This window comes from Azospirillum agricola, assembly GCF_017876095.1.
Lineage (GTDB): Bacteria > Pseudomonadota > Alphaproteobacteria > Azospirillales > Azospirillaceae > Azospirillum > Azospirillum agricola.
On sequence record NZ_JAGINM010000004.1, the window covers coordinates 153,176 to 166,776 of the forward strand.

A 13,601-nucleotide genomic window follows, 5' to 3' on the forward strand; every position below is an offset into this window, starting at 1 on the left:
AAGGAGCCCTCTCCCACCCTGGGAGAGGGCCTCCCCCTCACCAGTAGCGCATCGCCGCCGCGTAGAGCCCGCGCAGGTCGTCCTCCGACACCGGGCGCGGAGCGATGGTCAGCAGGCGCTGCTGCGCCGCCGCTCCCCGCACCAGCCCCGGAATGTCGGCCTTGCCGTAGCCCAGCGCCGACAGGCCGTTCGGCAGGCCGGTCGCCCGCATCATCGCGATCAGCCGGGTCGCCAGCAGCTCGCCGCCATCCTGTGGTCCGGCACCGCGCACATCCGCCCCCAACGCCTCCGCCGCGCGCAGATGCGCCTCGGGTGCGGCCGGGCCGGTGAAGCGGAAGGCGGCCGGCGCGTTCAGCACCACCGAGACGCCGTGCGGCACCATCGGATCGACCGCCTCGTAGCCGGTCGCGGTGAAGCTGTGGTTCATCCCGGCCACCGAATAGGACATGGCGTGCGGGATGTGGACCCCGGCGTTGCCGAAGGCCAAGCCCGCCAGCGTCGCCGCGAACATCAGCGCGTCGCGCGCCTCCGCATCGTCCGGGTCGTTGACCGCCCGCTCCAGCCACGTGCCGCCGAGCCGGATCGCCTGGAGGCTACCGATGTCCGACCACGGGTTCGCCCCCTGGTAGGGCGGCCGCGCGGCGGAATTCTCCGGCCGGGGACGCGAGCGGTAGGGCCGCGCGGTGTGGCTCTCGATGGCGTGGGTCAGCACGTCGAAGCCGGTGGCGGCGATGGCGCCCGGCGGCAGGCTGTCGATGGTGCGCGGATCGACCACCGCCAGCGTCGGCCGCAGGAAGCGCGAGGAGATGCCGGTCTTCACTTGGCGTTCGACATGGTCGAAGATCGCCACGCCGGTGGTCTCGCTGCCGGTGCCGCAGGTGGTCGGGCAGGCGATGTGCGGCTTGACCGGGCCGGGCACCGGCCGCCCCTCGCCCAGCGGCTTGTTGACGTAGGCGAGGAAATCCGCCGGGTGGCTGGCGTAGAGATTCGCCGCCTTCGCCGTGTCGATCACCGAGCCGCCGCCGATGGAGACGTAACCGTCGAAATTGCCCTCCCGCGCGAAGTCGGCGGCGTCGAGGAAGGAGGCGCTGGTCGGCTCCACCCGGCAACGGTCGAAGACCACCACGTCGAGCCCGGCGCGCTTCAGCGAGTCGAGCGCGCTGCCGAAGGGCGCCGTCGCCGCCACGCGCGGGTCGGTGAACAGGGCGACGCGCCGCATGCCGAGCTGCTCGGCGTCGCCGCCCAGCTCGGCCAGCATGCCGGGGCCGAACTTCATGCGCGCGGCCTCGACGGTGAAGCCGGCCTCGCCGTCGGGGTCGATGGGGTAGGCGTCGCGGATCGGCGTCATCGCGGGTGCTCCTCTCTCCGGGTCGGGTTCTCGTGCCCGGCCCGGATGGGAGCGCGGGAGACGGCGGCCTGTCAATGCGTCCGTTCGCTACACGGACGGTCCGTTTTCCGACGCGCGCGCCGACGGCAGCAGCACCCGCTGGTAGAGATAGCCGATGCCGATCAGGCTGACGCCGAGGCCGAGGAAGGAGGCGACGCGGTATAGCCCCTCCAGATCCTCCATGTCGCTGAGGAACACCTTGGCGACCACCGCCAGCACCAGCGCCAGACCGGCGTGCCGCATCCAGCCCCAGCCGAAGCGCAGCGCCACCACCAGCAGAACCACGGCGAAGACCAGGAATCCCGCCGAATAGCTGTACCACTCCGCGTCCGACATCCCGTAGCCGGACAGAACCGGCCCCTGGAAGGCGCGGCGGATCTCCAGCGCCAGATTCAGCGCGAGCAGGGCGAAGGGCAGCAGCGGCGCCAACTGCCGCAGGCGCGGCCAGGGCGGCGGGTCGAGCCACAGGAACACCAGCCCCAGCAGCCCCGGCGCGCCGTAGGCCAGCAGCAGCCGGTTGACCACCGGCCAGTTGCCGACCGGCTCGTCGGTCCACAGCGGGTTGAGGTCGAGCACCTGCACCCCCACCACCTGCGCCGCCGCCAGCACCACCAGCAGGCGACGGCCCCAGACGGCGACCGGCCGCGCGCTCCAGCGCCGGTCGGCGGCGAGCAGCAGCGCCAGCCCGAGCCAGGACAGCGTGTGCAGCGCCGTCTCCGCCAGGGTCGAGGGCGCCTCGTCGAGGCTGGGCGCCATCCAGCGGTGGATGGCGAGCGAGACCATCAGGGTGGTGAAGATCAGCCCGCCGGCCTCCAGCACCATCACCACCAGATCGTCGCCCCGCCCGTCCGGCGCCGCGCGCATCCAACGCGCGGCGATCAGGAAGCCCAGCGCCGGCAGCCCGTAGCCGTAGAAAATCCAGGCCATCCCCTCGTAATCGAGCACGTAGGGGTTCACCGCCAGCCGCGCCAGCACGGCGGCCGCCACCAGCAGGGCGACGCCGCGCAGCTCGCGGACGGCCAGCTGGCGCTCCAGCCAGGCCAGCACCGGCACCTGAAGGGCGAGCGCCACCGTCAGCCACGCCTCGCGCAACGTCATGGTGGCGCCGAGCGACAGGGCGCCGACCGCCCCCGCCGCGAAGGCGGCCAGCCCGAGCGTCGCGCCCGGCCGGTGGCGGTGGCGGGCCAGCGGGGTCGTCGCCCCGACCAGCAGCGCCGCCAGCGCCAGGGCCGCCGCCGGCCATGCCACCGAGGTGGTGGGCGGCTCGACCAGCGCGTAGGCCAGCGCCAGCAGCGCCAGCGGCATCAGCGCCGACAGCGAGGCCCACAACGCCGTCCGCCGCGCCTCCCACAGGGCGATGAAGCCGCCGAGGCCGAACAGCGCGGCGAAGCCGCCGGACACCCAGAGGAAGCGCTCGACGATGACCGGCACGAGGTCCGGCACGGCGATGACGACCGGTTGCCCCTCGGCGTTCAGCTCGGGCGGCGGGGCCGGCAGATAGGGCAGCGCCCAGGGCGCCAGCGCCAGCAGCACGACCAGCGCGGCGGTCCAGGCGACGCCGGCCAGCCGCTCGACCCGCCGCCCGGCGACCAGCGCCAGCAGGGCGAACAGCCCGAGCGCCGCCAGCGACAGCGGCCCGTGGTCGTCCAGCCAGAACAGCCCGGCGATCAGCAGGCCGAGCAGCCGCATCGCCGTCATCGCCAGCCGGTCGGCGGGATGACGGCGGCGGCGGCGCAGCCAGGACGGCAGGGCGGCGCGCCAGCCGGTGAGGGGAACGGAATCGGGAGCGGCTTCCTCCGGCTCCACATCGCTCCAGCGACCGAGCACCGCCGGCATCAGGAACAGCGCGGCGGTCAGCAGCAGATACAGCCCGACCGGCAGGGCATCGCCCCGCGTCCAGGGGTCGGCGAACCACAGCAGCGGCCACAACGCCGCCCCCACCAGCATGCCCCAGCCGAGCCAGCGCCAGCCCCGGTACAGCACCACCGCCATGCCGGCGCCGTTGAGCGCCAGCAGATAGGCGAACAGCCCCCAGGCCATCGGGTTGTCCGAGGACACCAGCAGCGGCGTGACGAAGCCGGCGAGCAGCCCGAGCGCCGCGATGAACGGCCCCTGGAGCAGCGACAGCCCGATGCCGACCAGCGACAGCGCCGCCAGCAGCGCGAAGGCGACCAGCGGGGCGAACAGGTCGAACAGCGCGAAGCCGCCATAGACGCTGGCGAAGGCGGCGAACAGCCCGGCCGCCGTCAGGGCGGGCGGCACATAGTCCGGCCCGGCCGCCGCGACCAACCGTTGCTCCGGCCGCCGCCGCAGCCACTCGCCGCCGACCATCAGCCCGGCTCCCGCCAGCAGCCCGAGCGCCACACGCACCGACGGCCCGAGCCAGCCATGCTCGACCGACAGCTTGATGAAGAAGGCGGCGGCCAGCGCCATGGTGGCGCCACCCAGCCAGATCAGCCAGCGCGAGGCCAGCGATTCCTCCAGCTCGCGCCAGCGCGAGCGGCCCGGCGCGGGATCCGGAGCGTAGGTGGCGTCCGGTTCGTCCGGACGGTCCGGCGGGGCTTCGTCGGCGAAGACCGGGACGGGCTCCGGCGGCATGTCCTCGCTGGCGATGACGGCGGGATCGGCCGCCGGAGAGTCGGGCAGCGGCCCGCCGCCCAGCCGCGCCACCGCCCGCCGCAATTCGTCGATTTCCCGCGCCTGCGCCTTCAGCCGGCGGTCGATGCGGTGGAAGACGACGCCGACCACCAGCACCAGCAACACAAACTCCATCGCGCCGCCGCCCCATTCTTCACTCGTTCGAACGGGGAAGGATAGCGCCGCAACCCACCGCTGTCCCGGTCACGCTCGGAGGAGGCCGAACGGCGTAAGTGGGGTCGTGGAGTTCGGCCGCCGCCCCACCCCGACCCTCCCCCGCCGGGCATGGGAGGGTCAGGGTGGGGGCACGGGCGCCGGCGCGTCCCCGATCCTGCCCAGCAGCGCCAGCGCGTCGTCCACCGCGTGGAAATCGGCGGTGTTGTCGAAGACGCACCAGACCGGCCGCTCCAGCGATTCCGCCAGCAGCCGGTCCGCCAGCCCGTCGAGCGCCGCCGGCTCGTAGGCCGAGCGGTACATCACCGGCGAGCCGTGCATCCGCCAGTAGCGCAGGCCATCCCAGCCGCCCGGCTCCGCGGCACCCTCGACCGGCGCCGGGTCGGCGGCGACCCGCGCGACGCGGTGGGTGACCAGCAGCCCCTCGGCCTCCGCGGAAAACCAGCCGGCATGACGCGGCTCGCACACCACGTCGCCGTCGAAGCGGACGCGCAAGCCCGCGAGGAAGCCGTCGGCCACCGCCGGGTCGAAACCGAGGCTGGGCGGAAGCTGGACCAGCAGCGGTCCCAGCCGGTCGCCCAGCCGCCCGGCCTCGCCGAGAAAGCGGTCGAGCGCGTCCCCGGCGCCGGCCAGCCGCGCCTCGTGGGTGATCGCCTTGGGGATCTTCACCGCGAAACGGAAGTCCGGCGGGGTCGAGGCCGCCCAGCGCGCCCAGGTCTCCGGCTTGTGCGGGCGGTAGAAGCTGCTGTTCACCTCGGTCATCGGCAGCACGCGGGCGGTGCGCTCCAGATGCGAGCCGTCCACGGGGAAGGCGTGGGCCGACAGCTTGGGAATGCCCCAGCCGGCGACGCCGACCCGGATCGGGTGCCGGGTCCGATCGGCGCTCATCCCGGCCGGGCCTCCGGATTCGGCATCTCCGGATTTGGCCGGGCCGCCTCGCGGTCGCGGCGGGCGCGCAGCGATTCGGCCTCGACGAAGATGCGGCGGACCTGCGGGAAGCGGTGGCGGATGCGCGTCTCCATCGCGCAGACCGCGTCCTCGACCTCGCGGGCGTTCAGGCTGTCCTGGAACTCGACCGACAGGTTCAGCAGCACGTCGTCGGGGCCCATGTGCATGGTCAGCACGTCGAGCGGGCGCTTCACCCGCGCCTCCTCGCCGACGATGGCGCGGATGCCCTCGACGACGCGGCGGTCGGCCGATTCGCCGATCAGCAGCCCCTTCGATTCGTAGGCCAGCATCGCCGCCACAACCGCCAGCACGAAGCCGATCGCCATCGACGCCCAGGCGTCCCAGGCCGGGTCGCCGGTGATCTCGCCCAGCGCCAGCCCGATCCCGGCCAGCAGCAGCCCGATCAGCGCCGCCGTGTCCTCGAACAGCACGACGAAGACCGACGGGTTCTTGGAGCGGTGGACGGCCGACAGGATGCCCTGGTTGCCCTGGGTGCGGCGGAACTCGCGCAGCGCCACCCACCAGGACGCCGCCTCGAAGACCGTGGCGATGCCGAGCACCAGGAAGTTGATCCAGGGCGTCTCGACCGGCCTCGGGTTGGTCAGCGCGTGCCAGCCGTCGTACAGCGACAGCCCTGCGCCGATGCCGAACAGCAGCACGGCGACCACGAAGGACCAGAAATAGACCTCGCGGCCATGGCCGAAGGGGTGCTGCGGGGTCGGCGGCCGGCGCGCCCGGCGGATGCCGTAGAGCAGCAGCACTTGGTTGCCGCTGTCGACCACCGAATGGATGGCCTCGCTGAACATGGCGGCGCTGCCGGTGAAGGCGCTGGCGATGAATTTGGTGAACGCGATCGCCATGTTGCCGCCCAGCGCGGCGAGCACGACCTTGGTGGAGCCTTCGGCCACGCGGTGGATTCCTTCGGGTGAACGGAGCCGGGTTCACTTCGGGTGAACGGAGCCGGGTTCAGCGAACCCGCCCGTCCCCAACGATCCATCCCCGCCCGAGGTTCCCGACGGTCAACCCCCGCTCAGGGGCCGCGCGCCGTGCGCCAGGCGCAGACCGCCGCGTAATAGGCCGAGGCCGCCAGCCACAGCCCGAACAGCCAGCCCGGCCGGTCCGGCGACAGCACCACCAGCGCGCCGCAGCACAGCAGCCACACCGAGGTGACGGCGATGTTCAACCCCATCAGCGCCTTGACCCGGAAGGGGTGCAGGAACTTCACCGTGGTGAAGGTCAGCAGGCCCAGCGCCACGACGATCGCCGCGTTGATCCACGGGTTGAGGTCGAGCAGCCAGAGATAGAGCGCCACCACGTTCCAGATCGCCGGGAAGCCGACGAAGTAGTTGTCGCCGCTCTTCATCTGCACGTTGGCGAAGCAGTAGAGCGAGGTCAGCAGCACCCAGGCGGCCAGCGCGATGCTGACCAGCCCTTCCGGCAGCAGGCCGAAGCGGTGCATGAACACCGCCGGCACGACCACATAGGTCAGGTAATCGATGACGAGGTCGAGCACCGACCCGTCGATTCCCGGCAGCACCTGCTTGACCGAGGCGCGGCGCGCCAGCGTGCCGTCGACCCCGTCCACCACCAGCGCCACGCCCAGCCAGGCGAGGCAGAGCTTCGCGTCGCCCGCCGCCGTGGCGAGCAGGGCCAGCAGCCCCAGCACCGCCCCGCTGGCCGTGAAGACATGGACACCCCAGGCCGACAGGCGGTGCGTGATTCCGTAGGCGGCGCTCATTCAGGGGTTCCGTTCGGGCGGGCGGTCATGGGGGAGAGAAGGTGCGGAGAGGGGCGATTTTCTGACACAGATGAGCACAGATAAACACAGATTTGTGGCGACGCGGAATCCCCCTCCATGCCTTGTCACGCCACCGCTTAGCCCGCCGCCGATTCGGCCGTCCCCTCGAAAGCCGCCCGGCCCGCCAGCGCCTCCGGCCGGGGACCGCCGGTTGCCCAGTCCAGCAGTTCCACCGTGTGGACCACCGGCAGGCCGGTGCCGCCCCCGGCACCACCCCCAGCGCCGCCCCTTGCGCCGCCCCTTGCCCCGGCGGCGATCTGCGTGATGCAGCCGAGGTTTCCGGCGGCGACCGCGTCGGGCCGCGTGCTCTCGATGGCGGCGACCTTGCGGGCGCGCAGCTCGCCGGCCAGTTCGGGCTGGAGCAGATTGTAGGTGCCGGCCGACCCGCAGCACAGATGCGCGTCGGGGATCTCCCTCACCACGAATCCGGCGGCGCGCAGCAGGGCGCGCGGCGGCTCCTTGATCCTCTGGCCGTGCTGCATCGAGCAGGCGGAGTGGTAGGCGATGGCCTGCCCGGTCGCCACCACCGGGGCCGCCAGCCCGATCTCGTCCATCAGCTCGGTGACGTCGCGCGCCAGCCCGGCCACCCGCGCCGCCTTGGCGGCGTAGGCCGGGTCCTCGCGGAACAGGAAGCCGTAATCCTTCACGCTGGTGCCGCAGCCCGACGCGTTGACGACGATGGCGTCCAGCCCCTCCCCCTCGATCTCGCGGGTCCAGGAATCGATGGTCGCCTTCGCCGAGGCGTGGGCGAGATCCTCCTTGCCCATGTGGTGCGTCAAGGCGCCGCAGCAGTCGGCGCCCTTCGACACCACCACCTCGACCCCGTGCCGGGTCAGCAGGCGGATGGTCGCCTCGTTGATCTGCGGGGCCAGCACCCGCTGGGCGCAGCCGATCAGCAGCGCCACCCGCTTGCGCCGCGGCCCCTCGGCCGGATGCACGCCGGGCCGGTCGCTGGGGCTGGGCGGCGGCACGCTGGCGGGAGCCAGCGCCAGCATGGCCGACAGGCGCTTCGGCAGCAGGCCGCGCAACGGCCTGCCCAGCGCGGCGCCCAGCAGAGCCAGACGGAACAGGCGCGGGTTCGGCAGCAGGCGGGCCACCAGATCGCGCGCGGCGCGGTCGGCGGGGGGGCGGCTGTGGGTCGCCTCGATGTGGGCGCGGGCGTGATCGACCAGATGCATGTAGTGCACGCCCGAGGGGCAGGTCGTCATGCAGGACAGGCAGGACAGGCAGCGGTCGATGTGCTTGACCGTCGACTCGGGCGGCGGGCCGCCCTTCTCCAGCATGTCCTTGATCTGGTAGATGCGGCCGCGCGGACTGTCCAGCTCGTCGCCGAGGATGGTGTAGGTCGGGCAGGTCGCGGTGCAGAAGCCGCAATGCACGCATTTGCGCAGGATCGCTTCCGATTCGCGGGTCGCGGCGTCGGCCAGCTGGGCGAGCGAGAAATTCGTCTGCATGGGTCCGGATCCGCTCCTCAGACGCCCGCGTGCATGCGGCCGGGGTTGAGAACGCCCTTGGGGTCGAAGCTGGCCTTGACGCGGCGGGTCAGCGCCATCAGCGGCTCGGGCAACGGCTGAAACACCTCGGTGACGGCGCGGACCGACTCGGGCGCCCGCATCAGCGTCGCGTGGCCCTGGGCGCCGACGGCGGCGCGGATGGTCGCGGCGGCATCGGGCAGGTTGGGATCGGCTGGCACCGTCAGCCAGATCAGCCCACCGCCCCAATCGTAGAAGGCCTCGACGTCGAGGCTGCGGCGGATCGCGGCTAGGGTCGCCGGACCGGAAGCGGGAGGCACGGATAGTTTCCAGAGATGGGGGAGGCTGTCCCCTCCGCCAAGCCCGCCGAACCACGCCGCGTCCCGCACCTCGCGCCACAGCGCCAGCGACTCGTCGCGCCCGAGCACCGCATCGGCCCGCAATTCCTCGCGCAGCAGCGCCACCCGCGCGGCGACCGACGGGCCGAAGCCCTCGATTCGCACCAGCGTCGCCGCCCCGCCGGCCCGCGCCACCGCCGCGACGCCCGAGCGCGCGGCGATCCCCGCCGGCAGATGCGCCGCCCCCGACACGTCGTAGGGGCTGCGCAGGGCGCGGTCGAGCGCCGCCACCGCGCCGGCATCCTCCAGCCCGGCGAGCAGCAGGGTCGCCGTGTCCTCCGGCGCCGGCAGCACCTTCACGGTGATCTCGGTCAGCGCGGTCAGCGTGCCGAAGCTGCCCGCCATCAGCTTGGGCAGGTCATAGCCGGTGACGTTCTTCACCACCTTGCCACCGCCCTTGTAATGCTCGCCACGCCCGCTGACCCCGGCAATGCCGAGCGCGTGGTCGCGCGCCGACCCGGCGGAGATGCGGCGCGGCCCGGCCAGCCCGCTGGCCATCAGCCCGCCCAGCGTGCCCCCGTCCGGCGGCTCGAAGGCGAGGTGCTGCGCGCGCTCCGCCAGCATCGGCAGGATGGTCGCCATCGGCGTGCCGGCCAGCGCGGTCAGCACCAGCTCCTCCGGCTCGTAGGCGACGATGCCCGACAGGCCGGACAGATCCAGCGCGTGCCCGGCCTGGACCGGACGGCCCAGTCCGCGCCGGGTTCCGCTGCCCAGGATCTCCAGCGGTTCACCGGCCGATAACGCCCAGCGCACCGCCTCGGCGGCCTGGGCGGCGGTCTCCGGCTTCAGCGTGGTGATGGTCATGCCGGGCGGCCCCTCAGAAGCGCGGGATGTCGGGGAAGCGCAGCTCCCCCTTGTGGACGTGCAGCCGGCCGAGTTCGGCGCAGCGGTGGAGCGTCGGGAAGACCTTGCCGGGATTCAGCAGCCCGTCGGGGTCGAAGGCGCATTTCAGCCGCTGCTGCTGCTCCAGGTCGACCGCCTCGAACTGGTCGGTCATCAGGTCGCGCTTCTCGACGCCGACTCCGTGCTCGCCGGTCAGCACGCCGCCGACCTCGACGCACAGGCGCAGGATGTCGTTGCCGAACTCCTCGGCCTTTTCCAGCTCGCCCGGCTTGTTGGCGTCGTAGAGGATCAGCGGGTGCAGGTTGCCGTCGCCGGCGTGGAAGACGTTGGCGACGCGCAGGCCGTGGCGCGCCGACATCTCCTGCATCCGTTGCAGCACCAGCGGCAGCGCCTTGCGCGGGATGGTGCCGTCCATGCAGTAATAGTCGGGGCTGATGCGCCCCACCGCCGGGAAGGCCGCCTTGCGCCCGGCCCAGAAGGCCAGCCGCTCCTCCTCGGTCGTCGAGACGCGGGCGTAGACGCAGCCGCGACTCCGCGCGATGGCCTCGACCCGCTCGATCAGGTGGTCGACCTCGGCCGCCGGGCCGTCCAGCTCGACGATCAGCAGCGCCTCGACGTCCAGCGGGTAGCCGGCGTGGACGAAGGCCTCCGCCGCGTGGATGGCCGGGCGGTCCATCATCTCCATGCCGCCGGGGATGATGCCGGCGGCGATGATCGCCGCCACGCAGTCGCCGCCCTGCTCGCTCGACGGGAAGCCGATCAGCACGGCGCGCGCGGTCGCCGGCTTGCGCAGGATGCGCACCGTCACCTCGGTGACGACGCCGAGCAGCCCCTCCGACCCGGTGACGATCCCCATCAGGTCGTAGCCGCCCGAATCGAGGTGCTTGCCGCCCAGCCGCAGGATGGTGCCGTCCATCAGCACCATCTCCAGCCCCAGCACGTTGTTGGTGGTCAGGCCGTATTTCAGGCAATGCACGCCGCCGGAATTCTCGGCGATGTTGCCGCCGATGGTGCAGGCGATCTGGCTCGACGGGTCGGGGGCGTAATAGAAGCCCTCGTGCGCCACCGCGTTGGAGATGCCGAGGTTTGTCACCCCCGGCTGGACGACGGCGCAGCGGTTGGCGAAGTCGAGGTCGAGGATGCGCTTGAACTTGCCCATCCCCAGCAGCACCCCGTCGGCCAGCGGCAGCGCCCCGCCCGACAGCGAGGTGCCGGCCCCGCGCGGCACGACCTTGACGCCCATCTCCTTGCAGGTCTTCAGGATCCGGCTGACCTGCTCGACCGTGCTCGGCAGCACGGCGACCATCGGCAGTTGCCGGTAGGCGGTGAGCCCGTCGCATTCGTAGGCGCGCAGCTCGTTCTCGTCGACGATCACCCCTTCGCCGGGAACGATGGCGCGCAGCGCCTCGACGATGGCGCGGCGGCGCGCGATGATGCCGCTGTCCGGGGTTGGCATCTTCATGGCCTGGACGTTCCTCGCTTCCCGCTGGGTCCGAATCCGTCCGCTAGACCTACCATCCGCCGGCGCGACGGCACAAGATGCCCCGCGACGCCGATTCTCCGGAACGCTCCCCTTGGGAAAAGGAAGCCCAAAACGCAAGAGCCGCACCCGAAGGCGCGGCTCTTGCGAGACACCCGAAAGTCCGAAGACCGAGGAAACCCCCGGCCCTCCGACCGGATCAGCCCTGGCGGGCCTTGAAACGCGGGTTCTGCTTGTTGATGACGTAGACACGGCCCTTGCGGCGGATCACGCGGCAGGCCTTGTGGCGCGTCTTCATCGACTTGAGAGAGTTGACGATTTTCATGATGATGTTCCTGAACGCTCGGCGGCTCGATCGAAGGCGCGCACCATAGTGCGGTGCCCCCGCCCTGTCAACGCCGCCGTCGATCGGGGCGATTGCGCCGGAAAACCGCCTCGCGGACGGCCGAATGACGGGTTTTCCCGCCCGGTTCCACGTTCGGCGCCACACCCGCGACGGGGCCGCCGCCCCTTTCTTTAGAAAACGCTGAAACACCGACCGGCGGCATTCGACGATTCGACAGATCCGTCGCCGATCCACCGGGCATTCGACCCGCCCGTGCATTCCAGCCCTAAGGCTCCACCCGTTCCGGGATCGGAATCACCAATGAACAACCACCGTTTGACGGTAAAATCCACGTAAGGCATAGTCGGAAATACTTGTCGGTCGCCGGTGATGCACGCGATTCACGAGCGACGCCTCCCGAGCCCACCGCCGGAGCCTCGCCCAGCGGGATCCGCGCAACCGCCTCCGGCCGCCCGGCCGTTCCGAATCAACCGCTCCGGATCACGGGAACGGTGTGACTGCTGCGAAAGGTTCTCCGCGTATGACCGTCCTTCACGACTTCCCCCGCCCGGATCCGGCTCTGGTCGAGGCCTTCCGGACGCAATCGCCCGCCACGCTGCACGAGGCGCTGGGCAGGAAGGGGGCCATGGCCCACCCGATCAAGCCGCTCTATCCGGGCATGCGGCTGTGCGGGCCGGCGCTGACCGTGTCCTGCGGGCCGACCGACAATCTGATGATCCACATCGCCGTCGCCCTGGCCAAGCCGGGAGACGTGCTGGTGGTGGACTTCAAGGGCATGACCGAGGCCGGCCCGTGGGGCGACGTGCTGACCGCGGCGGCGAAGGCGCGGGGGATCGCCGGTCTGGTGATCGACGGCTGCGTGCGCGACGCCACCACGATCCGCGGCATGGATTTCCCGGTCTTCTGCCGGGGAACCAGCATGAAGGGCACCAACAAGACCGACGCCGGCGGCACCGTGAACACCGGCATCGCCTGCGGCGGCGTGCTGGTGTCGGCCGGCGACCTCGTGGTGGCCGACGACGACGGGGTGGTGGTGGTCCCGCAGGCGCAGGCCGCCGACACGCTCGCCAAGGCCGCCGCGCGCGAGGCGGCGGAGGAGGGCTACCGCGAGAAGCTGGGCGAGGGCGAGACCACGCTGACGATCCTGAAGCTGCACCCCTATCTGGACGCCGCCGGCATCACCGTCTGAGCGCCGGCATCCCGCAAGGCTCCACCCGCAAGGCGCGGCTCCCCGCGAGCCGGGCCTTCGGGTGCCCGGAGCCCGTTGCCCAAAGCCCGTTGCCCAAATCCCTTGCCCGGGCCCGCTCTCCGGAACCAACCGCCGCGCCCGGCCGTTGCCGAGTCTCTCTCGCGTGACGGAGGGCACCATGCTGCGCCGGGCCATTCCCCTCATCCTCCTCGCCCTGCTCGCCGGATGCGCCGCCGGAGGGGATCGTTCCGAAATCCCCCAGGCGTCGGTCGGCTCCGGCGGCGGCGGCGACTGGTCGCGTGGCGGCGACTGACGGCGCGATCGTCTTGCCCCTCCCTCGCCCGTCGCAGGCTGTCGCGATGGCGGAAGCAGTTTCAAAATGATCGAAACAATCCTGGCGCCCCGATGACGTTAGGATGGCGACAACCTATACGGTTCAAAAGAGTTCCTCATCGGCGTCATCCACAAGATGATCGGATGAACAATCACCAGCTTTTTCGATGCCGCGATGATATGTTTTTCCAGAACCCCGTAAATCTGGGGATTCCAGCAGAACAATCCGTACTGCATCACGAACAAACCATCACATCCCACAATAAAAATGCACGAACGAACCCGCCTGACCGGCGGGTATTTTTTTGTCCTAATGTTCAATTCAAAATTTTTTCTCACGACATCGCAATACCTTACCAATCTGCTTTGCAAATTTTTTATGCACACGATTCTGAAATCCATCACGCCTCGCAATCATTTCCACATTTCATCGAAACCCTGGGAAACCCGAGCGCTTCTTCATGAGGGACGCCGCTTCATAAAGAGTGATTTCCTGAAGATCGCCGTCTTCCCGCATAAAATACAGGCACATCCCATAGGGTTATGCCGACAGGCTGGGCGACGTTATCCCGAAAGGCATGAATCCTTGGCGGCCC

The 13,601-nt window shown here is 71.0% G+C and carries 12 protein-coding genes; 3 read left to right on the top strand and 9 right to left on the bottom strand.

What is annotated here, in order from left to right:
- Positions 1-37: 37 nt before the first annotated feature.
- The 9 genes from J2847_RS07140 to ykgO all read right to left on the bottom strand — a co-directional run bounded on the left by J2847_RS07140 (position 38) and on the right by ykgO (position 11,462).
- A complete protein-coding gene (locus J2847_RS07140) occupies positions 38-1,348 on the bottom strand; it encodes a hydroxyacid-oxoacid transhydrogenase (protein WP_209778218.1) in 1,311 nt (436 codons plus the stop codon).
- 87 nt (positions 1,349-1,435) lie between these two features.
- Positions 1,436-4,159, bottom strand: coding sequence for a DUF2339 domain-containing protein (locus J2847_RS07145; protein WP_209778219.1), 2,724 nt, complete (start codon positions 4,157-4,159; stop codon positions 1,436-1,438).
- A 159-nt stretch (positions 4,160-4,318) separates the two neighbouring features.
- Positions 4,319-5,086, bottom strand: a complete 768-nt coding sequence (locus J2847_RS07150; RefSeq protein WP_209778221.1) for a DUF72 domain-containing protein — start codon at positions 5,084-5,086, stop codon at positions 4,319-4,321.
- Positions 5,083-6,054, bottom strand: a complete 972-nt coding sequence (locus J2847_RS07155) for a cation diffusion facilitator family transporter (RefSeq protein WP_209778222.1) — start codon at positions 6,052-6,054, stop codon at positions 5,083-5,085. Before J2847_RS07155 ends, J2847_RS07150 begins: the two co-directional genes overlap by 4 nt.
- A 122-nt stretch (positions 6,055-6,176) precedes the next feature.
- Positions 6,177-6,884, bottom strand: a complete 708-nt coding sequence (gene pcsA, locus J2847_RS07160) for a phosphatidylcholine synthase (RefSeq protein ID WP_085555212.1) — start codon at positions 6,882-6,884, stop codon at positions 6,177-6,179.
- Positions 6,885-7,021: 137 nt separating this feature from the next.
- Positions 7,022-8,398 carry a glycolate oxidase subunit GlcF gene (gene glcF, locus J2847_RS07165; protein ID WP_209778224.1) on the bottom strand — a complete coding sequence of 459 codons (1,377 nt, stop codon included), beginning with the start codon at positions 8,396-8,398 and terminating at the stop codon, positions 7,022-7,024.
- Between the two features lie 17 nt (positions 8,399-8,415).
- Complete coding sequence (gene glcE / locus J2847_RS07170; RefSeq protein ID WP_209778225.1) at positions 8,416-9,618, bottom strand: glycolate oxidase subunit GlcE; 1,203 nt, start codon at positions 9,616-9,618, stop codon at positions 8,416-8,418.
- Positions 9,619-9,631: 13 nt separating this feature from the next.
- The gene (locus J2847_RS07175) at positions 9,632-11,119 is read right to left on the bottom strand and encodes an FAD-linked oxidase C-terminal domain-containing protein (protein ID WP_209778227.1); all 1,488 of its coding nucleotides are present in this window, start codon (positions 11,117-11,119) and stop codon (positions 9,632-9,634) included.
- A gap of 217 nt (positions 11,120-11,336) precedes the next feature.
- Positions 11,337-11,462: a type B 50S ribosomal protein L36 gene (ykgO, locus tag J2847_RS07180; RefSeq protein WP_012973122.1), complete on the bottom strand. Its 126-nt coding sequence runs from the start codon at positions 11,460-11,462 to the stop codon at positions 11,337-11,339.
- 541 nt (positions 11,463-12,003) lie between these two features.
- On the opposite strand from ykgO, the gene J2847_RS07185 reads away from it, so the two are divergent.
- From J2847_RS07185 to J2847_RS07195, 3 genes are all read left to right on the top strand, one after another.
- A complete protein-coding gene (locus tag J2847_RS07185) occupies positions 12,004-12,672 on the top strand; it encodes a 4-carboxy-4-hydroxy-2-oxoadipate aldolase/oxaloacetate decarboxylase (RefSeq protein WP_209778229.1) in 669 nt (222 codons plus the stop codon).
- 163 nt (positions 12,673-12,835) lie between these two features.
- Complete coding sequence (locus J2847_RS07190; protein ID WP_209778231.1) at positions 12,836-12,985, top strand: hypothetical protein; 150 nt, start codon at positions 12,836-12,838, stop codon at positions 12,983-12,985.
- Positions 12,986-13,149: 164 nt separating this feature from the next.
- Positions 13,150-13,470, top strand: a complete 321-nt coding sequence (locus J2847_RS07195) for a hypothetical protein (RefSeq protein ID WP_209778233.1) — start codon at positions 13,150-13,152, stop codon at positions 13,468-13,470.
- Positions 13,471-13,601: the final 131 nt, after the last annotated feature.